The 20,390-nt window shown below is 74.4% G+C and carries 21 protein-coding genes; 11 read left to right on the top strand and 10 right to left on the bottom strand.

Annotated elements, in window-relative coordinates; all coding sequences use genetic code 11:
- Positions 1–22: 22 nt before the first annotated feature.
- Positions 23–1,375: a PHB depolymerase family esterase gene (locus ACN27B_RS28600; protein WP_099160386.1), complete on the bottom strand. Its 1,353-nt coding sequence runs from the start codon at positions 1,373–1,375 to the stop codon at positions 23–25.
- Between the two features lie 251 nt (positions 1,376–1,626).
- Between ACN27B_RS28600 and ACN27B_RS28595 the strand changes: the two genes are divergently transcribed.
- The gene (locus ACN27B_RS28595; protein ID WP_099160388.1) at positions 1,627–2,592 is read left to right on the top strand and encodes a PaaX family transcriptional regulator C-terminal domain-containing protein; all 966 of its coding nucleotides are present in this window, start codon (positions 1,627–1,629) and stop codon (positions 2,590–2,592) included.
- 29 nt (positions 2,593–2,621) lie between these two features.
- Here the strand turns inward: ACN27B_RS28595 and ACN27B_RS28590 are convergent, their stop codons facing one another.
- From ACN27B_RS28590 to ACN27B_RS28580, 3 genes are read right to left on the bottom strand one after another with little or no spacing between them, the layout of a single operon-like run.
- Complete coding sequence (locus tag ACN27B_RS28590) at positions 2,622–3,044, bottom strand: DUF6069 family protein (RefSeq protein WP_099160390.1); 423 nt, start codon at positions 3,042–3,044, stop codon at positions 2,622–2,624.
- A complete protein-coding gene (locus ACN27B_RS28585; RefSeq protein WP_422742275.1) occupies positions 3,037–3,492 on the bottom strand; it encodes an SRPBCC family protein in 456 nt (151 codons plus the stop codon). Before ACN27B_RS28585 ends, ACN27B_RS28590 begins: the two co-directional genes overlap by 8 nt.
- Positions 3,489–3,833 (bottom strand): ArsR/SmtB family transcription factor, encoded by a 345-nt coding sequence (locus ACN27B_RS28580; RefSeq protein ID WP_099164515.1) that lies wholly within the window; start codon positions 3,831–3,833, stop codon positions 3,489–3,491. Before ACN27B_RS28580 ends, ACN27B_RS28585 begins: the two co-directional genes overlap by 4 nt.
- A gap of 90 nt (positions 3,834–3,923) precedes the next feature.
- Between ACN27B_RS28580 and ACN27B_RS28575 the strand changes: the two genes are divergently transcribed.
- From ACN27B_RS28575 to ACN27B_RS28565, 3 genes are all read left to right on the top strand, one after another.
- Positions 3,924–4,409 carry a hypothetical protein gene (locus ACN27B_RS28575; protein ID WP_099160392.1) on the top strand — a complete coding sequence of 162 codons (486 nt, stop codon included), beginning with the start codon at positions 3,924–3,926 and terminating at the stop codon, positions 4,407–4,409.
- A 37-nt stretch (positions 4,410–4,446) separates the two neighbouring features.
- On the top strand, positions 4,447–5,238 hold the full coding sequence (locus ACN27B_RS28570; RefSeq protein ID WP_099160394.1) for an aminoglycoside adenylyltransferase domain-containing protein: 792 nt from the start codon (positions 4,447–4,449) through the stop codon (positions 5,236–5,238).
- A gap of 75 nt (positions 5,239–5,313) precedes the next feature.
- Positions 5,314–9,195, top strand: a complete 3,882-nt coding sequence (locus tag ACN27B_RS28565; protein ID WP_422742272.1) for a CHAT domain-containing protein — start codon at positions 5,314–5,316, stop codon at positions 9,193–9,195.
- A 5-nt stretch (positions 9,196–9,200) separates the two neighbouring features.
- On the opposite strand, the gene ACN27B_RS28560 is transcribed toward ACN27B_RS28565, so the two are convergent.
- Complete coding sequence (locus ACN27B_RS28560; protein ID WP_091573830.1) at positions 9,201–9,686, bottom strand: hypothetical protein; 486 nt, start codon at positions 9,684–9,686, stop codon at positions 9,201–9,203.
- Positions 9,683–9,988 (bottom strand): hypothetical protein, encoded by a 306-nt coding sequence (locus tag ACN27B_RS28555; protein ID WP_091573831.1) that lies wholly within the window; start codon positions 9,986–9,988, stop codon positions 9,683–9,685. Before ACN27B_RS28555 ends, ACN27B_RS28560 begins: the two co-directional genes overlap by 4 nt.
- 321 nt (positions 9,989–10,309) lie before the next feature.
- Between ACN27B_RS28555 and ACN27B_RS28550 the strand changes: the two genes are divergently transcribed.
- The 3 genes from ACN27B_RS28550 to katG all read left to right on the top strand — a co-directional run bounded on the left by ACN27B_RS28550 (position 10,310) and on the right by katG (position 14,163).
- Positions 10,310–11,311 carry a glycoside hydrolase family 11 protein gene (locus tag ACN27B_RS28550; RefSeq protein ID WP_355526086.1) on the top strand — a complete coding sequence of 334 codons (1,002 nt, stop codon included), beginning with the start codon at positions 10,310–10,312 and terminating at the stop codon, positions 11,309–11,311.
- A 120-nt stretch (positions 11,312–11,431) separates the two neighbouring features.
- Entirely contained in the window at positions 11,432–11,860 is a 429-nt protein-coding gene (locus ACN27B_RS28545) for a Fur family transcriptional regulator (RefSeq protein WP_091573833.1), read from the top strand.
- A gap of 26 nt (positions 11,861–11,886) precedes the next feature.
- Positions 11,887–14,163: a catalase/peroxidase HPI gene (katG, locus tag ACN27B_RS28540; protein WP_099160404.1), complete on the top strand. Its 2,277-nt coding sequence runs from the start codon at positions 11,887–11,889 to the stop codon at positions 14,161–14,163.
- A gap of 85 nt (positions 14,164–14,248) precedes the next feature.
- Here katG and ACN27B_RS28535 read toward each other — a convergent pair whose 3' ends face one another.
- Complete coding sequence (locus tag ACN27B_RS28535; RefSeq protein WP_099160406.1) at positions 14,249–14,878, bottom strand: TetR family transcriptional regulator; 630 nt, start codon at positions 14,876–14,878, stop codon at positions 14,249–14,251.
- Between the two features lie 81 nt (positions 14,879–14,959).
- Between ACN27B_RS28535 and ACN27B_RS28530 the strand changes: the two genes are divergently transcribed.
- Both ACN27B_RS28530 and ACN27B_RS28525 read left to right on the top strand, forming a co-directional pair.
- A complete protein-coding gene (locus tag ACN27B_RS28530; RefSeq protein ID WP_098746479.1) occupies positions 14,960–15,145 on the top strand; it encodes a hypothetical protein in 186 nt (61 codons plus the stop codon).
- A gap of 47 nt (positions 15,146–15,192) precedes the next feature.
- Complete coding sequence (locus ACN27B_RS28525) at positions 15,193–15,507, top strand: hypothetical protein (RefSeq protein WP_099160408.1); 315 nt, start codon at positions 15,193–15,195, stop codon at positions 15,505–15,507.
- A 3-nt stretch (positions 15,508–15,510) separates the two neighbouring features.
- Here ACN27B_RS28525 and ACN27B_RS28520 read toward each other — a convergent pair whose 3' ends face one another.
- Complete coding sequence (locus tag ACN27B_RS28520) at positions 15,511–16,479, bottom strand: AraC family transcriptional regulator (protein WP_422742267.1); 969 nt, start codon at positions 16,477–16,479, stop codon at positions 15,511–15,513.
- A 332-nt stretch (positions 16,480–16,811) separates the two neighbouring features.
- Here ACN27B_RS28520 and ACN27B_RS28515 point away from each other — a divergent pair, with 332 nt between their 5' ends.
- On the top strand, positions 16,812–17,435 hold the full coding sequence (locus ACN27B_RS28515) for a hypothetical protein (protein ID WP_422742264.1): 624 nt from the start codon (positions 16,812–16,814) through the stop codon (positions 17,433–17,435).
- A 54-nt stretch (positions 17,436–17,489) separates the two neighbouring features.
- On the opposite strand, the gene ACN27B_RS28510 is transcribed toward ACN27B_RS28515, so the two are convergent.
- Entirely contained in the window at positions 17,490–18,200 is a 711-nt protein-coding gene (locus ACN27B_RS28510; RefSeq protein WP_422742262.1) for a response regulator, read from the bottom strand.
- Positions 18,179–19,342, bottom strand: a complete 1,164-nt coding sequence (locus tag ACN27B_RS28505) for a sensor histidine kinase (protein WP_099160411.1) — start codon at positions 19,340–19,342, stop codon at positions 18,179–18,181. Before ACN27B_RS28505 ends, ACN27B_RS28510 begins: the two co-directional genes overlap by 22 nt.
- 134 nt (positions 19,343–19,476) lie before the next feature.
- Here ACN27B_RS28505 and ACN27B_RS28500 point away from each other — a divergent pair, with 134 nt between their 5' ends.
- Positions 19,477–20,172 (top strand): hypothetical protein, encoded by a 696-nt coding sequence (locus tag ACN27B_RS28500; RefSeq protein ID WP_422742259.1) that lies wholly within the window; start codon positions 19,477–19,479, stop codon positions 20,170–20,172.
- Positions 20,173–20,390 lie beyond the last annotated feature (218 nt).

Genomic DNA, 20,390 nt, shown 5'->3' with positions numbered 1-20,390 from the left:
GGCCGTCCCCGCAGCGTGGCGCTCAGGCGGCGGCGCAGGCCGCGCCGTTGAGGGTGAAGGCGGTCGGTCGGGCGGTGTTGCCGGTGTGCGTGGCCTGGAAGCCGATGCTGGTCGACCCGTTCGGCGGGATGACCGCGTTGTAGGCGACGTTGCGGGCGGTCACCTGGCCGGAGGTGGGGGAGTAGGTGGCGTTCCACCCCGAGGTGATGGTCTGGCCGGCGGGCAGCGTGAACGCCAGGGACCAACCGTTCACCGCGACGGTGGAGGTGTTGCGGACGGTGACGTTCGCGGTCAGCCCGGAGTTCCACGCGTTGAGCTCCACGGCCACCGTGCAGGCGCCGGCGCCCGGGGGCGTGGTCGGGGTCGGTGACGTGGTGGGGCTCGGTGACGTGGTGGGCGTCGGCGAGCCGGTCGGGCTGGGCGAGGTGGTCGGGCTCGGCGGCGTGGTCAGGCCGAAGAACTGGACGGCCGCCGCGGCCATGCCGCTAGCGGGCAGGCTGTGCCCGGCTCCCTGGATGCTGTAGGCCTCGACCTGCACGGTGCCGGTGCCGTCGGCGTACCGGCGCCGGTTCCAGTTCGCCTGCGGCGTGTCGGTGGAGGTCGGCGTCTGACCGAGCCCGAACACGTTCGTCCACTGCTCGATCGTCTCCTGGAGCAGCTGGTAGGGCACGAGCGTGTCGCTGGTGCCGTGCCACAGCTGCACCCGGGGGCGGGGGCCGGACCAGCCGGGATAGGCCTGGCGGACCGCGTCCCCCCACTGTTGCGGGGTGCGGTCCATCGCGCCACCGGTGCACCGGCTGGTCCCGGGCGGGTAGTCCGCCGCGTTGGCGAAGCAGGTGAACGGCACGCCCATGAACGCGGCCCCGGCCTTGAACACGTCGGGGTAGAGGGCCAGCATGTGGTTGGTCATCATGCCGCCGGAGGAGCTGCCGGTGGCGTAGACCCGGTCCGGGTCCGCGGCGTACTGCTGCTGAACGTGCCGGATCATCGAGATGATCGACACCGGGTCGCTGCCGCCGCCGCGGCGCTTGGCGGCATCGGACCAGGTGTCGAAGCAGTTGCCGAACCCGGCCTGCTGGGTGGCGGTGGGATAGATCACGATGAACCCGTACCGGTCGGCCAGGGTGGCGAACTCGCTGCCCGAGTAGAAGCCGGGGCCGGAGCCGCCGCAGCCGTGCATGGCCACCACGGTCGCCGGCCGGGCCGGACGGGAGTCGGGCACGTAGACGTGCATGCGCATCCGGCCGGGGTTGTCACCGAAGCTGGTCACCTCGGTCAGCGTGGCCGCGTACGCGGGTCGGACGGTGGGGACGACCAGGGCGACGGCCGCCAGGGCCGCGGCCAGGGCGAGCAGCGCGGTGTTTCTGATTCGCACGGGGACTCCTTCGCGCGCCTGTCTGAGGCGCAGGTCGGGCGGACGCCCTCGGCTCGCGGTCGGCCCGGTCGACCACGACGGCGCGTCGCCCACGACGAATGGCCTCGCTGGGCCCGGCTCCCTGTCGCGTGTCAGTTAGTGTTCCTGCCGAGCGTCGAAGTGTCAATCGACGAAGTCCGATGCGCGACGGGGGTGCGCGCCGCGGCCGTCTACAGTCGACCCACCGTCCCCGAGCCGAGCCCGGAGCGTCTGTGGCAAGCCCCTTCGACATCGAGGAGATCTACCCCGACGACGGGGAGGCCCCGCCGCGACTGCCCCGGCGGCAGGCCGGCGCGTCGCCGCAGGGGCTCGCGGTCACCCTCCTGGCGGACTACACCGTGCACAGCCGGGCGGCCCTGCCGTCCGCCGCCGTGGTCGCGCTGCTCGGCGAATCGGGCGTGACCAGCGCGGGCGCTCGGACCGCGATCAGCCGGCTCGCCCGTCGCGGCGTGCTGGAGGGCAGTCGGCGGGGGCGGACCAGCGCCTACCGGCTCAGCCCGGCCGCCGCCGCCAACCTCTGCGCGGGAGGCCGGTGGATCCTCACCGCCACCACCGCCACCCCGTGGGACGGGTGCTGGACCGTCGTCGCCTTCTCGCTGCCGCAGGACCGGGCCGCGCAGCGCCGGGCCCTGCGCGGCCAGCTCCGCTGGCTGGGCTGCGCGCCGCTGTACGACGGGCTGTGGATCTCGCCGTACGAGCTGGGTCCGGCGGCCCGCTCGCGTCTCGCTCCGCTCGCCGACGGCGCCGTGACCGTGTTCCGGGGCCGGCAGGCCGCCTCGGACCTGCTCGGCCAGCGGGCGCCCATCGAGGCCTGGGACCTCGCCGCGATCCGCCGGCAGTACGAGACGTTCCTGCGCCGGTGGACCCCGCTGGCGGGCCGATCGGCGTCGCCGGGTGGCGCGGAGGCGGTGCGGGCGCGCACCGAGGTGATGGACACGTTCCGGCGCTTTCCCACGCTCGACCCGCGGCTGCCGCTGGAACTCCTGCCGGCGGACTGGCCCCGGCAGGCCGCGCGGGAGTTGTTCACGGCGGTCTACGACGGGTTGGCCGGACCGGCCGAGCGGCACGTCCGGGACGTCGTGGCGCGGTTCACCGACGACGTCCCGGACGGCATCCGGGCACACACCACCACGGAGCTGCTCGCCGGCACGGACGGGGTCGCCTGCGCCGCCGAGTGAGGCGGCGGGCGGCCCCGGGGGCCGGTCGCTCAGGTCGCGAGCCGGTCCGCGACGACCCGGGTGCGCCGGCCGAGGGCGGCGACCGCGACGACGACGATCGGGACGAGGGTCAGGTGGCACAGCGCCAGCGTCGTCTTGCTGGTGGCGTCCAGGTCCGTGGGCAGGGTCATCAGGATGATCGTCAGGACGGCGAGCGCCGGGCCGACGACCGACGCGGCCCGGACGACCCAGCCGGCGCGCGGCGCCAGCAGGGCCACGGCGGTGAGCCCGACCAGCAGGGGCAGTGCGCTGAAGGCCGCCACGGTCACCGCGTCGACCTCGGCCGGTCCGCCGGCGGCGGTGAACCGGAACGTGCCGCCGGCCGCCCGGCCCACGGCGTACACGACGAGGTTGACGACCACCGCGCCCACGACGGCGAGCGCGACGATGGCGGCGCGGGACAGGTCAGCCATGCGACCGCTCGCGGATCAGGTACGCCTCGATCCGGTCGAACGCCCCGGGCATGACCTCGCCGACGAAGAAGTCACGCAGCTCGGGCGTCGGGAAGCCGCTCTGCACGACGGTCATCAGCGTGCCGCCGTCGTGCTCCTCGAAGGTGACCTCGATGCGGGTGGTCATGGTGGTGCCGTCGGGGCTGCTGCCGGTGGACTCGGTGACCAGCCGGTGCGGCCGGTCGATCTCCAGGAACGTCTGCGTCTCCCGGAACAGCATCTCGGGGGAGGGGCCCCACACGGCCGTCTGCCGCCCGCCGACCCGCAGGTCCACCTCGATCTCGACCACGCCGGGCTCCTCTTCGAGGATGCTGAACCAGATCTTCTGCTTCTCGGCGTCGGTGTAGGCGTCGAAGGCGTCCTCCGGGGTGCCGGGAAGCTGCCGGGTCATTCGCATGTCGAGCGTCATCGGTCACGTTCCTTCGGGCCGTTGTGGAGAGTGAGATAGGCGTCCAGGCCGTCCAGGCGGCGCGCCCAGAGCCGTTGGTAGAAGCTGATCCAGGCCATCGCGTCGTCCAGCGGGGCGTCGCCGAGCCGGCACTGTCGCGACCGGCCGACCTTCTCGGTGACCACGAGGCCGGCGTTCTCCAGCGCCTGGACGTGTTTCTTCATGCCGGTGAGGCTCATCCCGGTCGGCGCGGTGAGCTCGCTGATGGTGGCCGGGCCGGCGCCGAGCCGGATCAGGATGTCGCGTCGGGTGGGGTCGGCCAGGCTGGCGAACACCCGATTCAGGACTTCTTGCTGAACCATGTGGTTCACCGTATAACACTGAACTTACTGGTTCAACGATTTGGCCGACCCGCCGCGGTGCGGGTGCGCTGCCGTGCCAGAATCCGGGCCGTGTCCTATCACCCCGCCCAGCCGTACCCGCCGATGCCCGGCGCCGTCACGCCGCTGATCGCCTACCCGCACCCGATCACGCCGCCGCCCGGCTGCGCGGTGCTCGTCGTCACGGTCAACCGGGGCCCCTACCTGGTGCCCGCGCCGGCGACCAGCCGCTTCAAGGTCGACGGTCGGGTGGTCGCCATCCCGGGGGAGGGGACCTGGCACGTCGCGGTCCCGGCCGGGCCGCGCGACGTCCGGTACACCGACTTCATGGGCATCCCGGTCATCACCACCTCGCTGGTCGCCCAGCCCGGGGCCGCGCACCACCTGTCGTTCCGCTTCGGCGGCTGGCGCAACCGCGTCCACGACGGGTACGGCACCGACGTGACCCGCTTCGGCATGTGGTCGAACTACAGCATCCTGCTCGTCGTCCTGGCCGTCGGCGGGCTGCTCTGCTGCGGGCTGTTCGGCTTGACCGCCGCTTTCTCCGCCTCGCCCTGACCGGTTGCCAGGCCGTCTGCGTACCGGAAGGAATCCGATGCCGTCTCCCGAAGCCGTCCTGTCCGACCTCCGCGCCGCGTGGGGCGCGGGTCTCGGCGACCACCTGCTGGGGCTCTGTCTGCACGGCTCGCTGGTGGCCGGCGACTTCGCCCCGGACCGCAGCGACCTGGACCTGCTCGCCGTGCTCGACCACGACCCGGACGAGCACCTGCTCGCCGTGCTCGCCGGGCTGCACCGCGGCCTCGACCGGCGGCACCCGGGTTGGGCCGGGCGGATCGAGGTCGAGTACGTGTCCCGCGACGCCGTCCACGACGCGGCGCGCGGGCGGGTCGACCGCGACCACCTCATCGCCCGGGTCAGCCCCGGCGAACTGCTGCACCTGTTGCCCGCCACCACCCACCGGATCGTCACCTGGGCCGCCGTCCACGACCACGGCCGCAGCCTGCTCGGGCCGCCGGCAGCCGAGCTGCTGCCCGCCGTCGACCCGGACCGCGTCCGGGCGGCCCTGCTGGACCACGTCCGGGACTGGCCGGACTGGGTGACCGGGATGACGACCCCCGGCGCCCAGTCCTACGCCGTGCTCACCCTCTGCCGGGCGTTCCAGCGGCTGCGGCACGGTCGGCAGTTGTCCAAGCGGCGGGCCGCCGAGCGGAGCGTCGTCGACCTGCCCCGGTGGGCGGACCTCATCACCTGGGCGCACGACTGGTGGTACGACCACGGCCCGGACACGGATCCGGGCCGGGCCGACGAGGTCGTCGCGTTCGTGGGCGAGGTCAGCGGCGCCGTCCTCGACGCGGAGACCGGCGCCCCGCACCGCACCGGAGGCTGAACAGAAGCGGACAACCCCCTGGCACGGTCCGCGTCCCTCCTGCTACGCATGGTGGACCGATCCCCGGGAGGTCCGATGTGGCAGCGGTTCCGGTCCGATCCGGTACGCCGGCTCCGCGAGCGCCTGGACCGCTTCGGCGCCGGCCACGATCCGCGTCACCTCCTCGACGCCGGCGCCGCCCGGGACGCCGAGGCGGTGGTCGACCTGGTCAGCGCCACCGAACCGACCGCGCCGCTGCCGGAACGGACCGCCGAGGCGCTGTTCCTGCTCGCCTGCCTGCACTGGTACCGCTACCAGGTGCTGCCGGCCGGTCGGGACGCCGACGACCTCGCCCAGGCCGTGACGCTGACCCGGCTGCTGCTGCACGCCGCCCCGGACCGGGTGCCGCCGTCGCTGCTCGCCCTCTACCGCGCGCACGCCCCCGTCGCCGACCCGGCCCGGGTGCCCCGCAGCCGGGCCCCGGAGACCGGTCGCGCGACGTCGACCGACGCGCCGGCCGCGCTCGCCATGCAGGCGGTGCTGCTGATGGGCGACGCGGAACGCACCGGGCGGTACGCGGCCGCCGACCGGGCCGAGGCGCTGCTGCGGCAGGCGATCGACGCCACCCCGCCCGGCCCCGAGCGGGCGACCTACCTGTCCATGCTCGGTCGCGTGCACCGGGACCAGTTCCGGCACCTGGGCCGGTCGCGTGCCCTCCCGGCCGCGATCGACGCGCACCGGGAGAGCCTGGAGTCCACCCGGGCCGATGACGCGCAGCGCCCCACCCGCCTGTTCAACCTGGGCAACGTGTTGTCCGACCGGTTCGAGGTCGACGGCGATCCGGCCACGCTGGACGAGTCGAGGGGCCTGCTGCGCGAGGCGGCGGCGTCGGCGACCGACCCGACGGTCCGCGCCCTCGCCTCGGCCGTCCTGGGCCAGGTGCTCCGGCACCGGTGGCGGATCCACGGCCGCCCGGCCGACCTGGACGAGGCCGTCGACGCCTTCGGCCGCGGCCGGCCGACCGGTGACCCCCGCCTCGCCGCGCTGCACGGCATCGTCCTGTCCGAACGCTTCCTGCGCGACGGCTCCCCGGCCGACCGGGACGCCGGCATCGACGCGCTCCGGGCGGCCGTGGGCGCCGACACCCCCCTCGACGCGGAACTGGCCGGACCCACGTGGGGCGGCCTCGCCGCGTTGCTGGAGGACCGCTACCGCGCCGACGAGCGCGCCCCGGCCGCCGGCGCCGACCTCGACGCGGCCCTCGCGGCCTACCGCGCGGCGGCCGGGGCCACCGGGGACGACGCGCTGCGCCACCAGGTCGGCATTCTGCTCACCCACCGCTACGAGCGCGGCGGCGACGCCGGGGACCTGGCCGAGGCGGTGCGGCTGCTGCGCGCCGGGGTGGCCGCCGCCGACGACCCGGTCGTGCGCGGGCGTCGCCTGGCCGACCTCGGGTACGCCCTGGCACGGGGCCGTCCCGAGCACGGCGCCGTCGACGCGTGGCGGGCCGCCTGCGACGCGCTGAGCGAGGCCGTCGCGCTGCTGCCCCCCGGTGACCCGGCCCGCCACCGGTCGCTGAACAACCTCGGGAACTCCCTGCGTGAGCGGGCCGACCAGGGTGACGACCCGGACCTGCTGGAGCCGGCCGCGGAGGCGCTGCGCGCCGCGGTGGCGGAGACGGATCCCCGGACGCCGGCCGACTACCTGTCGAACCTGGGCCTGGTGCTCCAGGCCCGGTTCGCCGTCACCCAGGATCTCGCCACGCTCGCCGAGGCGGTCGCCGTGCTCGCCGACGCCGTCGAGGCGGCCCCGCCCGGCCACCCCGCCCGGGCGGCGGCGCTGACGAACTACGGCGCGGCGCTCAACCGCCGCGCCGAACTCGCCGTCGACGACACCCGCCCCGCCGCGACCGGGGCCGCCCGGCGCGACACCGACGCCGCCGTCGCCGCGCTGCGCGAGGCGGTCGCCCTCGCCGACCCGACCGACCCCCAGGAGTACGCCCAGAGCGGCGGCAGCCTCGCGACCGCCCTGTTCCTGCGGCACCGGACGACCGGGGACACCGCCGCCCTGGACGAGACGATCGACCTGCTGGACGGGCTGACCCGGGCCGGCCCGCTGCGCCCGGCCGACCGGCACCGGGCGCTGACCAACCTCGGCAACGCGCTGCTGGTGCGCCACCGCGCCACCGCCACCGCCGACGACGCCGAGGCGATGCTGGCCGCGTACCGGGGCGCGGCCGACGTGCTGCCGCCGGAGCACCCGGACCGGACCATGTGCCTGAGCAACCTGGCCACCGCGCTGGAGGCGACCACCGCGCCCGGCGCCGTGCCGGACGCGCGGGCCCGGGCGGCGCTGCGGGAGGCCGCGTCGGTGCCGGCCGCGCCGTCGTCGCTGCGCGCGGTCGCCGCCCACCGCGCGGCGCGCCTGGCCGACCTGGCCGACGACCTGCCGGCTGCCCTCGACGGCTACGCCGCCGCGATCGAGCTGCTCGACCTGGTCGCCTGGCACGGCATGGACCCCGACGACCAGGCCCGGCTGCTCGCCCGCTTCCGGGGGCTGGCCACCGACGCCGCGGCGGTCGCCGTCGCGCTCGGCGATCCGCGCCGCGCGGTGGAGGTGCTCGAGTACGGGCGCGGCGTCCTGCTGACCCGGGCACACGACGCGACCGCCGACCTCACCGCCTTGCGGGCCGGCGCACCCGACCTCGCCGCCGCGTTCACCGCCGTACAGACCGAACTGGACGGCTTCCGCCCGGCCGGGGCCGACACCACCCCGCGCCCGGCCGGCGGGCCGCCCCCGGAGCGCCGCCACGCGCTGGCCGAACGCCGACGGCGGCTACTGGCCGAGATCCGCGCCCTGCCGGGGCTCGACCGCTTCCTGCGCCCGCCGGAGTTCGCCGACCTGGCCGCCGGCTGCGGACCGGTGGCGCTGGTCAACGTGGGGGAGCGCCGCAGCGACGCGCTGGTCGTCGCCGCCGGTGACGTCACCGTCGTGCCGCTGCCCGAGGTGACCCCGGCCGAGGTGGCGGCCCGCACCGCCCAGTTCGTCGTGGCGGTGGCGGTGCTCACCGGGCAGGCGCCGCCGGTGACGGAGCCGGCGGCGAGCCGCCGCGTGGTGGCCGCCCGCGCCACGGTGGGTCGCACGCTGGACTGGCTCTGGCGGGCGGTGGCCGCGCCGGTCCTCGACGTGGCCGCGCCGTCCGGAGAGCCGGGGGAGTGGCAGCGGTTCTGGTGGTGCCCGACCGGCCTGCTGACGCTGCTGCCGCTGCACGCCGCCGCGCCGCTCGACGGCGGGCCCGGCGTCCTGGACCGGGTGGTCCCCTCCTACACCGCGTCCCTGCGCGCGCTCGACCGCGCCCGGCGGGCCGTGCCGGACGTGCCGACGCCGGTCGACCGGGCGCTGGTGGTCAGCCTGCCGCACACACCGGGCCTGCCCGACCTGCCCGGCGCCGCACACGAGGCGCGGATCGTCCGGGGTCACCTGCCCTACGGCGGCACGCTCAGCGGCGCGAGCGCCACTGCGGACGCGGTCGTCGCGGCGTTGCCCGGGCAGCCGTTGGTGCACCTGTCCTGCCACGGCCGGCAGGACCTGGGCGATCCGCTGGCCGGTCACCTCGCGCTCAGCGGTGGGCCGCTCCGGGTGCGTGACCTGTGGCGTCCGTCGGGCGGGGCCGCCGCGCTGGCCGTGCTGTCGGCCTGCGAGACGGCGCAGGGCGGGGCGGCCCTGCCCGACGAGGTGCTGACCCTCGGCACCGCGTTCCAGCTCGCCGGGTTCCGGCAGGTGGTCGGCGCGCTCTGGTCCATCTCGGACCCGGTGACCGTCCAGCTCTGCGCCGACCTCTACGACGCGCTGGCCGTGCCCGGCGGGGTCGACCCGGACCGGGCGGCGGTCGCGTTGCACCACGCCGTTCGCGGGCTGCGCGCCGCGCTGCCCGGCCGGGCCGAGCTGTGGGCCGCGTACGCGCACCTGGGCCCGTGACCGGCTCAGCGGGTGGTGACGGCGGCCGGGGCGGGACGGGCCGGGGCGTACCAGGTCACGCCGACCGCGGCGACCAGCAGGCCGGCGCAGACCAGCACCAGCACCACGCCGGCGCGCAGCGCGCGGGCGGCGGCCACCGCCTCCTGGTGGTCGGCCAGCGGTGACGGCGCGAGCGCGGACACCGGCGTGACGGTGAGCCGGCCGTGCGCGGCGCGCAGCAGCGCGAGGGCGCCGACCGCGCCGACGACGACGGCGCCGAGCAGCAGCAGCCCGACCGCCGCCGCCCAGCCCGGCCGCAGCGTGGTGACGTCGGTGCGGCCCCGGACGAGACCGAAGCCGAGCAGCGCGACCAGCAGCCCGCCGAGGCCGTTGCGCCAGGCCAGCGCCGCCCCGCGTACCCGGTCCAGCTCGCCGCGCAGCAGGCCGGACAGCTGTTGGGCGCGGCGCAGGTCGGTCGCGGTCGGCGGCGGGCCGGGGCGTAGCCGGATCACGCCTCGTCCTCCAGCACCAGCGTCCAGTAGGCGCCGCAGCCCACCATCGCGGCGGGCCGCTGCGGATGCTCGGCGGCGCACTCGCACAGCACCGTCCGGTAGCCGGGGTCCGGCCCGACCGTCGCGGGTTCCCGCCGGTACAGCTCGTCGACCAGCGCGCTGGTGGTCGCGTGGCCACAGCGGGGACACGGGCCGTGGAGCAGCACCGCCGGGCCGTGCGGACGCGCGGTGAACGTGCCCGCCGCCCGCTGCGCGTACCCGGGGTCGGTGACCTCGACGTAGGGCAGCAGCTCGTCCGGCATCCCGACCTCCAACCGTCTGGCCTCGGACCGCTCACGGTACCGGGCGCGCGCATCCCGGTCCGACACCGGAACGGGGTCGAAAGTTTCGGTTCCCGATGGGTGGCCGGCCCCGGTCGGCGACCGCGCTGCCGGGGCGGGATCCCTCATGGACGCCGGTTCGTGTTTCCAGAACGTTTCCGGAAGTCGTTGACACGACGAACGGACGACTTCAATACTGGCGCCATCGACGCACCTCTATAGCCGTCGATGTCCGCCCACACCGCGCGGTCCGTGTCATCCCGCTGGCCTTCGTGCCGGCCGTCCCAGGGAGGAAACACGCCCATGAACGACGCCCCCGTCCGCTCGGGCAGCCGCCGACGCGGACGCCTCAGGACAGTCCTCGGCGGGGCCTGCGCCGTGGCGCTGGTCGCCGCCGGCGCGACCGCGGTCCTGTCCGGCCCGGCCTACGCCGACCAGACAGTGACCTCGAACTCGACCGGCACGCACAACGGCTACTTCTATTCCTTCTGGAAGGACAGTGGCAACGTCTCCATGACCATGGGCAACGGCGGTCAGTACAGCACCCAGTGGAGCGGCATCAACAACTTCGTCGCCGGCAAGGGCTGGAACCCGGGGGCCCGTCGCACGGTCACCTACTCCGGCAGCTTCAACCCCTCCGGCAACGCCTACCTGACGCTCTACGGGTGGACCCGCAACCCGCTGGTCGAGTACTACATCGTCGACAGCTGGGGCAGCTGGCGGCCCCCGGGCAGCGGCTACATGGGTTCGGTCTCCACCGACGGCGGCACGTACGACATCTACCGGACCCAGCGGGTCAACGCGCCCTCCATCGAGGGCACGCGCACGTTCTACCAGTACTGGAGCGTCCGGCAGTCGAAGCGGGTCGGCGGCACGATCACCGCGGGCAACCACTTCGACGCCTGGTCCCGCTACGGCATGAACCTGGGCAGCCACGACTACCAGATCATGGCCACGGAGGGCTACCAGAGCAGCGGCAACTCCAACATCACCGTGGGCGGCTCCGGCGGGTCCAACCCGACCACCCCGCCGCCGAACGGCGGCGGGTGCACGGTCAGCGTCAGCCGGGCCGAGGAGTGGGGCGACCGGTTCAACGTGACCTTCTCGGTCAGCGGGTCCAGCAACTGGGTGGTCAGCATCCAGACCCAGGGCGGCCAGAGCCTGCAGAACAGCTGGAACGCCTCGGTGAGCGGCACCAGTGGCACGCTCACCGCCCGTCCCAACGGCAACGGCAACTCCTTCGGCATCACGCTCTACAAGAACGGCAACAGCAACACGCCGACGGCGAGCTGCTCGGCCGGCTGAGCCGGTCCCCAGGGGTGGGGGCGCCGCGGTCACGCGGCGCCCCCACCGTTCGTGTGTGCCGGCGGACACACCCGGGCAAAAACTTGATTCATTCCAAAAGACTGGACTAGTGTTCGTCGGGTGACGGCCGACTTCGAGACCCAGCTCCGAGCGGTCTCGTTGCGCGTGACCCGCCCCCGGCTGGCGGTGCTCGCCGCGCTGCGGGACCACCCGCACGTCGACACCGACACCGTGATCGCGCTGGTCCGGGCGGACCAGCCCACGGTCTCCCACCAGGCGGTCTACGACGTGCTGCGGGCGCTCACCGACGCCGGCCTGGTGCGCCGCATCCAGCCGGCCGGCGCCACCGCCCGCTACGAGATGCGGGTGGGGGACAACCACCACCACGTCGTGTGCCGCTCGTGCGGCGCGATCGCCGACGTCGACTGCGCCGTCGGCGACGCCCCCTGTCTCACCGCCTCGGACGACCACGGCTTCGTGGTCGACGAGGCGGAGGTCGTCTACTGGGGCACCTGCCCCGGGTGCGCGACCGCCCGTACCGCCCAGTGATCCGCCAGTTGTTCGGAAGGAAGCAGATGAGCGACACCCAGGACAACGCGCCCGTCAGCGCTCAGGGCGTGGACGCCAAGGAGGCGGCCGGCTGCCCGGTCGCGCACGACTCCGTGACCGCGCACGGCAGCGAGAGCGAGAACCCCGCGATCGACTCGCCGACCCCGAAGACCGGCGGTCGTCCGCGCACCAACCGGGACTGGTGGCCCAACCAGCTCGACCTGTCGGTGCTGCACGCCCACTCCGACAAGGGCAACCCGCTGGGTGCGGACTTCAGCTACGCCAAGGAGTTCGCCAAGCTCGACGTCGAGGCGCTCAAGCGCGACATCACCCAGGTGCTGACCACCTCGCAGGACTGGTGGCCGGCCGACTTCGGGCACTACGGCGGCCTGATGATCCGGATGAGCTGGCACGCGGCGGGCACCTACCGCATCGAGGACGGTCGCGGTGGCGCCGGTGACGGCGGGCAGCGCTTCGCCCCGCTCAACAGCTGGCCGGACAACGCCAACCTGGACAAGGCCCGCCGGCTGCTCTGGCCGGTCAAGCAGAAGTACGGCCAGAAGATCTCCTGGGCCGACCTGCTGGTGCTCGCCGGCAACGTGGCCCTGGAGTCGATGGGCTTCAAGACCTTCGGGTTCGGCTTCGGCCGGGAGGACGTCTGGGAGCCCGAGGAGATCTTCTGGGGCCCGGAGGACACCTGGCTCGGCGACGAGCGCTACGCCTCCGAGAAGGAGATGGCGGCCGGAGTCGGCGCGACCGAGATGGGCCTGATCTACGTCAACCCGGAGGGTCCGCGCGGCAACGCCGACCCGCTGGCGGCGGCGCACTTCATCCGGGAGACCTTCCGCCGGATGGCGATGAACGACGAGGAGACCGTCGCGCTGATCGCCGGCGGCCACACGTTCGGCAAGACCCACGGCGCGGGCGTCGCCGACGACCACGTGGGTCCGGAGCCCGAGGGCGCGCCGCTGGAGGCGCAGGGCCTGGGCTGGCTGAGCACCCACGGCAGCGGCAAGGGCGGCGACACGATCACCAGCGGTCTCGAGGTGACGTGGACCGACCGGCCGACGCAGTGGAGCAACCGCTTCTTCGAGATCCTCTTCGGCTACGAGTGGGAGCTGACCACCAGCCCGGGCGGGGCGAAGCAGTGGGTCGCCAAGGACGCCGAGGCGATCATCCCGGACGCCCACGACCCGTCGAAGAAGCACAGGCCGACGATGCTCACGACCGACCTGTCGCTGCGTGTCGACCCGGCGTACGAGAAGATCTCGCGGCGCTTCCTGGAGAACCCGGACGAGTTCGCGCTGGCCTTCGCCAAGGCCTGGTACAAGCTGCTGCACCGCGACATGGGCCCGGTCAGCCGCTTCCTCGGGCCGTGGGTCCCGGAGGCCCAGCTCTGGCAGGACCCGGTGCCGGCCGCCGAGGACCAGCTGGTGGGTGACGCCGACGTCGCCGCGCTCAAGGCGAAGGTGCTCGACTCCGGACTCACCACCGCCCAGCTGGTCTCCACCGCCTGGGCGTCGGCCGCGAGCTACCGCTCCACCGACAAGCGCGGTGGCGCCAACGGCGCCCGGATCCGGCTGGAGCCGCAGCGCAACTGGGAGGTCAACCAGCCGGAGCAGCTCGCCTCGGTGCTGGCGACCCTGGAGGGCGTCCAGCGGGAGTTCAACGCCGCCGGCGGCGCCCAGATCTCGCTCGCCGACCTGATCGTGCTCGCCGGCTCGGCCGCGGTCGAGAAGGCGGCGCGGGACGCCGGCGTCGAGGTGACCGTGCCGTTCCGGCCGGGCCGCACCGACGCCACCCAGGAGCAGACCGACGTCGAGTCGTTCCGGGTCATGGAGCCGCGCGCCGACGGGTTCCGCAACTACCTGCGGCCGGGGGAGAAGACCCAGCCGGAGGTGCTGCTCGTCGACCGTGCCTACATGCTCGACCTGACCGCGCCGGAGATGACCGTCCTCGTCGGCGGTCTGCGGGCGCTCGGGAACAACGTCGGCGGCACGTCGCACGGCGTGCTCACCGACCGGCCGGGCGTGCTCACCAACGACTTCTTCGCCAACCTGCTCTCGCCGGGCACCCGGTGGAAGGCGTCGGAGTCCGACGAGCACGTGTACGAGATCCGGGACCTGGCCACCGACCAGGTGAAGTGGACCGCCACCGCGGTCGACCTCGTCTTCGGATCCAACTCCCAGCTGCGCGCCCTCGCCGAGGTCTACGCCAGCGAGGACGCGCGGGAGAAGTTCGTGACCGACTTCGTCGCCGCCTGGACCAAGGTCATGGAGCTGGACCGCTTCGACCTGGCCTGATCCGCAGTCAGTCCGGCGAGCCCCGGTCGATCCGTCCCCGGATCGACCGGGGCTCGCCCGTGCCCGGGGTCGTGGTCGGGCGCGGTCAGCCGCGCCAGTGTTCGCACCCGGCCACGACGAGGCGGAGTTGCCGGGTCGCGCGGTCGCGCAGGTCCGCCATGGCCCGCGGGTCGTCCACCACGTCGAGCAGGGCGGCGGCGGTCTGCCACATGTGGTCGACGAAGAGCGTGGTGGCCATCCGGACGTCCTCGGCCGGCCAGTCGCGCAGGTAGGCGGCGGCGTCCAGGTCGCCGGAGACAAGGTCGGCGGCGAGTTCGTCGGCGCCGCGCCGAAGCTGCTCCTCGATGGCGCGGCGCACCACGGCGACGCCGCCGTACCGCTCCCGGGCGATGAACCGGTGCCGCTCCGGGTGGCGCCGGACCTCCTCGAACAGGACGGCCATCGACTGCTCGATCAGCTCGTCGCTGCCGGTCAGTCCGATGCGGACCATCCGCTCGGCGTCGCGCGTGCCGCCCAGGGACTGCTCCACCAGGGCGACCCCGAGCTGCCCGATGTCGGCGAAGTGGCGGTAGAACGCGGCCGGCACGATGCCCGCCGCCCGGGTCACCTCGCGCAGGCTGAGGCTGCTCAGGCCCTGGTCGGCGAGGAGGTGCACGGCGGCGTCCAGGAGCGCCTGCCGGGTGAGTTCCTTGCGCGCGGATCGGCTATGGGACACGTCACTCAGTAAACACCTGTGCACCGACGTTTTCGTTCCCCTAGCCTGGGCACCGAGTGAACAAGTGTTCACCAATCCGATGTGGAGGTCGATCCGATGCTCGCCCTGATGGCCGCGCTCTGGCTGGCCGCCCTGACGCTCGGCACCGCCGCCTTCTCCGACCGGCCGCTGCTCTGCCTGGTCGCGGCCGCGCTGGTGGCGGGCGGTGTCGGGGTCCTGACCCGCGGCAGCGGCCTGCTGGCCCGCCGCCGCGCCCGCGAGGGCTGATCGGGCCGCACCGGGAGAACCCCGCTCCTCCGCGAAGGGAGACACCCATGTCCGTCGCCAGCCGGGAACGGCCGATCCACACCGCGCCCCGCCGCTCCGCCGGGAACACGCCGCGTCTCGACGGCCGTGCCTCGGCCGCCCTCATGCTGGGCGGCGCCGGCCTGTTCGTGTTCAACGTGCTCTTCGGCCCGATCGCCATCGTGCTGGGCCTGCGGGCGGCGCGGAATCCCGCCGGCGGACGCTTCGGCCGGATCGGTGGGCGCCTCGGCGTCACCCTGGGCGTGCTCGACCTGCTGGTCTGGATCGTCCTGCTGCTCGTCCGGCTCGGCGGTGACGGGCTGAGCTGGCAGTTCGGGGGCTGACCCTCAGCTGTGCAGCGTCCGGCTCGGCGGGATGCCGAAGACGGACCGGTAGTGGGCGGTGAACCGGCTGTGGCTGAGGAAGCCCCACCGGGTGGCGATCCGGTTCACCGTGTCGTGCTGCGGGTCGCCGAGCCGCAGGTCCTGATGGGCACGTTCCAGCCGGATCTGCCGCAGGTGGGCCATCGGGGTGCTGTCCAGGTGCCGCCGGAAGGCCAGTTGCAGCGATCGGACGGACACCGCCGCGGCCGCCGCCACGTCGGCGGGACCGATGTCCCGGTGGGCGTGTTCCTCCATGAAGGAGATCGCGCGGCGCAGGACCGGCGCGACGGCGTCGCGCCGGTCCGGGCCGGTCGGCTCGGTCAGCGCGGTGTTGGGAAAGACGGCGAGGGCGGCGGCGGCGAGGGTCCGTGCCGCCGCCCCGAGGACCAGCGGCTGGCGACTGGCCTCGGGATTGCTCAACACCGCGAGACGAACGTAGTGGGCGGTGGCCCGCCAGTGGTCGGCGAGGACGGCCGAGCCCGGCTCCAGCCCGGTGAACCGGACCGGCGACGGCCGCCGTCCCGGGGCGGGGGACGCGATCTGGTCGAACAGTTGCCGGTCGAGCTGGCACAGCACCACCTCGCCGGGCTGCCACCGGACCCGGTACGGGCGACCGGGCCGGGCGTTCAGGAACACGTCACCGGGCCGGTAACGGCTCTCCTCCCCGTCGCAGCTACGGGTGACCGTGCTCGTCGTGCTCTCGCAGACGACCAGGGACTCGATCTCCGCGACCTCCACCCGGAGGTCGGTGGACTGCACGACCCGGTCGACGCGGATCGGCCCGGCGTGCAGCCGGCGGTGGCTCAGCCGGTAGCGGCGCTCGTCGCTGTCGATGCGCATGCCCCGGGTGCCGTACGCCTCGGTGAGATGGCGGTGGATGTGCTCCGGGTCCCGGCTGTCGAAGTGGTGGCTGACGGTCGATTCGAGCCTCACAGCGTCCCCTTGGCGAACTCGATGCCGTAAGTGGGAGTCCTTCGCCCGCGATGGAGGGAATGCGGGATTGCGACCGAACTGCGCCGCCGCCGAATGTCCTTCGTGAGTCCTGGATGGTACTGCGCTTCGCGTTCTCCCGATGCCATTTCCCCAACGGGAATTGCGCCTAACGCAGATCCCATTGATAGGACTTTCGTTCAGCGACCAGGTGTCGTCACGTCCTTTCGCTGTCGGACGTAGTCCCGGCCCGCGTGATCGGGAAGGGTCGGTGCCTGGGGCGTACCGGGTGCGGTCGACAGGGGGCGCGGGTGGACGGGTCCGAGGCACGAAGAGTGGCGTGGGTGGTGGCCGCGGAGTCGATGCGGCGTCTCGACGGCGCCGCCGGCGGTGGCGGTCGGTTCGACGGCCACGAGACGGCCCTCGGGGTGGCGCTGCGGGAGACGCTGCACGAGGCCCTGCGCGGGACTGCCGCCGCGGACGGCCGACCGCTGGCCGAACTGTGCCGGCGACTGGGGTGGACGCCGGAGGAGTTCGACGCGCTCGGGCACCACCTGCTGACCGCGGTGCTCGCGCAGCGGCTGGGACCGGACGTGCTGGTCCGTGTCGGCGCGATGCTCACCCGGGCCCGTCACCGGCTGTCGCACGCCCCTCCCGCCGGTCCGCACACGCCGCACCGGGAACCGCGCAGTCGCAACGACGCGTCCCGCCGCTATGTGGTCGCCGCGCCGCCCGCGCACCTGCCGCTGCCGCCGGACTGGCGGTGCACCGGGTGCGCGGCGGAGTGGCCCTGTCCGACCAAGCAGAGCCAGTTGCTGGTCGAGTTCGGCGGGACCACCGCGGGTCTGGCCGTCTACCTCGGCACGTGTCTGGTCGCCGCCGCCGAGGACCTGCCCACCATGCCGGTCGCCGAGGCCCGGGCGCGCTTCCTGGGCTGGCTGCCCCGCAGTCGCTACTGACCACCGGCCGCCGTGGTTGCCCGGCGACCGTCGACCCGTGCGGCCGGACGACGCTCAGAGCAGCTCGGCGTCGTGCACGAGCAGGGCGATCTGCACCCGGTTGTTCAGGCCCAGCTTGGCCAGCAGCCGCGACACGTGCCCCTTCACCGTCGGCACGCCCATGCCCAGCCCGGCGGCGATCTCGGCGTTCGACCCGCCCTGACCGACGAGCACCGCCACGTCCCGTTCCCGGTCGGTGAGGGCGGCCAGCCGCTCCCGCGCGCGTGCCCGGCGGCTTCCCGCGACCGGGTCCGCGACGTGGTCGATCAGCCGACGGACGACCGCGGGCGACAGGATCGCCGCACCCGCGGCGACGGTACGGACGGCGGCGAGGATCTCCCGCGGCGGGGTGTCCTTGAGCAGGAAGCCGCACGCGCCGCCGCGGAGCGCGTCGAGCACGTACTCGTCGGCGTTGAACGTGGTCAGCACGATGATCTCCGGTGCGCCCGGCCGGGAGCGGATCCGGCGGGTGGCGACCAGCCCGTCGACGCGGGGCATCCGGACGTCCATGAGGATCACGTCCGGCCAGTGCGCGTGGACCATCGACACGGCCTGCGCGCCATCGGCCGCTTCCGCGACCACCTCGATGTCGGGCGACCCGCCGACCAGGATGCGCAACCCGGCCCGGACCAGCGGGTCGTCGTCGACGACGGCCAGCCGGATCGGCCGCCGGCCGCGATCCGGCCCGGCGGCGGGCGGTCCCTTCACGTCGGCCACGGCAGCCACGCCTCCAGCCGGTACTGCCCGCCCTCCGCGCCGTGGCTCACCCGCCCGCCGGCCAGCGCCACCCGCTCGCCGATGCCGACCAGTCCCATCCCACCCGGCCGGCCGGCGCGTCCGCCCGTCGGCGACGACGGATTGACCACCACGACGCGCAGTCCGTCGCCCGGTCGGCCGGCCAGCCGGACCGCCGCGCTGGCGTCGCTGCCGTGCCGGCGGGCGTTGGTCAGCGCCTCCTGCGTGATCCGGTAGACCGTCCGTCCCAGCGCCGTCGGCGGCTCGTCACCCGTCACCTCGTCGGCGTAGTCGACCCGCATCCCCGCCGCGCGGGCGCCGGCCACCAGGTCCGGCACGTCGGCGAAGCCGGGCTGCGGCGGCTCCGGCCGGTCCGCGACGCCGACCACGGCCCGCAGTTCCTCGAGGGCCTCGTGGGCGCTGGACCGGATCGCGCCGGCCGCGATCGCGATCTCCTCGGGCCGGGCGTCGGTGCGTACCTCCAGCGCGCCCGCGTGCAGGCTGATCAACGACATCCGGTGCGCCAGCACGTCGTGCATCTCCCGGGCGATCCGGGCCCGTTCGGTCAGCCGCGCCTGGTCGACGCGCAGGTGCTGCTCGGCCTGCAACCGCGCGGCGTGCGCGCGCAGCGACTCGGTCAGCCGCCGGTAGGCCTGCACGAACTGGCCCCAGCCGATCGCCGCGACGCCGGTCACCGCGCGCATCACCACGTCCACCCAGACCGGGTACGGCGGGTCGTGCTGGAGCAGGAAGTAGACCACGCCGGTGCCGACGTGCGCCGCGCCCAGGGTGAACAGCAGCCGGGCCCGGTGGCGGACCGCCGCGGTGAACAGCGCGACCAGGATCGGCCCGGTCGCGGTCACCGAGATCGCGCCGAACGGCAGCAGCGCGAGCAGCACGGGCACCGGCCGGCGTCGCCGGAGCAGCAGCGGGACGGCGCAGAGCACGCCGATCAGCACGTCGACCGGCCACGGGATCGCCGCGCCGGGCGCGGTCGCGTCACCGATCCGCAGCATGGTCAGGCCGTAACCCAGCGCCACGGTGACCGCCACGGTGTCGGCGAGGCGGTGCCGCGCGGTCACCCGGTCGCCGGTCGGGTCCGGCACGAGCAGGGCGAACAGCGCGGCGGCCATGCCGGCAGCCTAGGCGGTACGGGTGGCGACGCCAGCTACCAAAGTAGGGGTGCGGGTCGGTCCTCCGGCTCGTGCCCGGGCACCCGTGCGACGGCGATCCTCGGTCGGGTCGACCGGACGAGGGGGAGGCCCACGTGGACCTGCACGAGACGACCACCGGTGCGCTGCGGCGTGCGGCCGGCAGCCGGGGACGCCGGCTCCTTCTGCTGGTGACGGTCGGAACCGGGATCCTCGCCACCGCCGCGCTTCTGGCCGGGCTCCCGCCCGCCGAGCGCACCGCCGCGACGTTCGCCGAGACGGTGCACGCGTTCGTCTCCGTCCCGCTGCCGTTCGTCGGTGTCCTGCTCGCCCACGACCTCCGCCGGGCGCCCGGCGCCCCGGTGCTGCCCACGCTCGCCGCGGCGACGCTGATCGCGGTGGCCGCGGGGCTGGCCGGCGACGCGCTCTTCGTCGCCGCACTGGCCACGTCCGGGTCCACCGCGTCCGACCCGTGGGCGCACGTCGGCGGGCTCGCCGTGGCGGGCGTGCTGGTGCAGGTGCTCGCGCAGCTCGTCGGCACCGGGCTGGGACTGCTGATCGCCCGGCCGGGGTGGGCCTGCCCGGCCACGATCGTGCTGCCGCTCGGGGCGTACGCGTTGCTCACGCCGCTGGGCACGGCCCGCGACCGGCTCACGCCGTACGGGGCTCTGCAGGGGCTGCTCGGCGCGGCGCCGGGTGGCCCGCGATGGGCGTGGTGGGTGACCGCGGCGCTGCTGTGGGGCGTGTCCCTCAACGCGGTCGGCGCCGTCGTCCTGCGGCGTCGCGCCGTCCGGACCGGAAGGGTCGCGTGACGGATCCCCGGGTGCGAGGTCGGATCAGCGGAACGCGGTTTGGAATTTCTTGCTCGACCCGACCAGTCTTCCCAGAGCGCAAGCCCGGTCGTCCCGCGCCGTGGGAGCGCTGCCCGCGTCGTCGACGTCCGTCGAGAAGGGATCTCCGCTGGTCGAGGGGGATGTTGCGGCATAGGTGTTGCCAGCCGGTTTCGAAAACTTTGCCGCAAGGTATTGCA

Origin of the sequence: Micromonospora sp. WMMD754 (genome assembly GCF_049315235.1) — a bacterium.
GTDB lineage: Bacteria > Actinomycetota > Actinomycetes > Mycobacteriales > Micromonosporaceae > Micromonospora > Micromonospora sediminicola.
The sequence above is the reverse complement of the archived record's forward strand: the minus strand, read 5'-3'. Positions and strand labels throughout refer to the sequence as shown.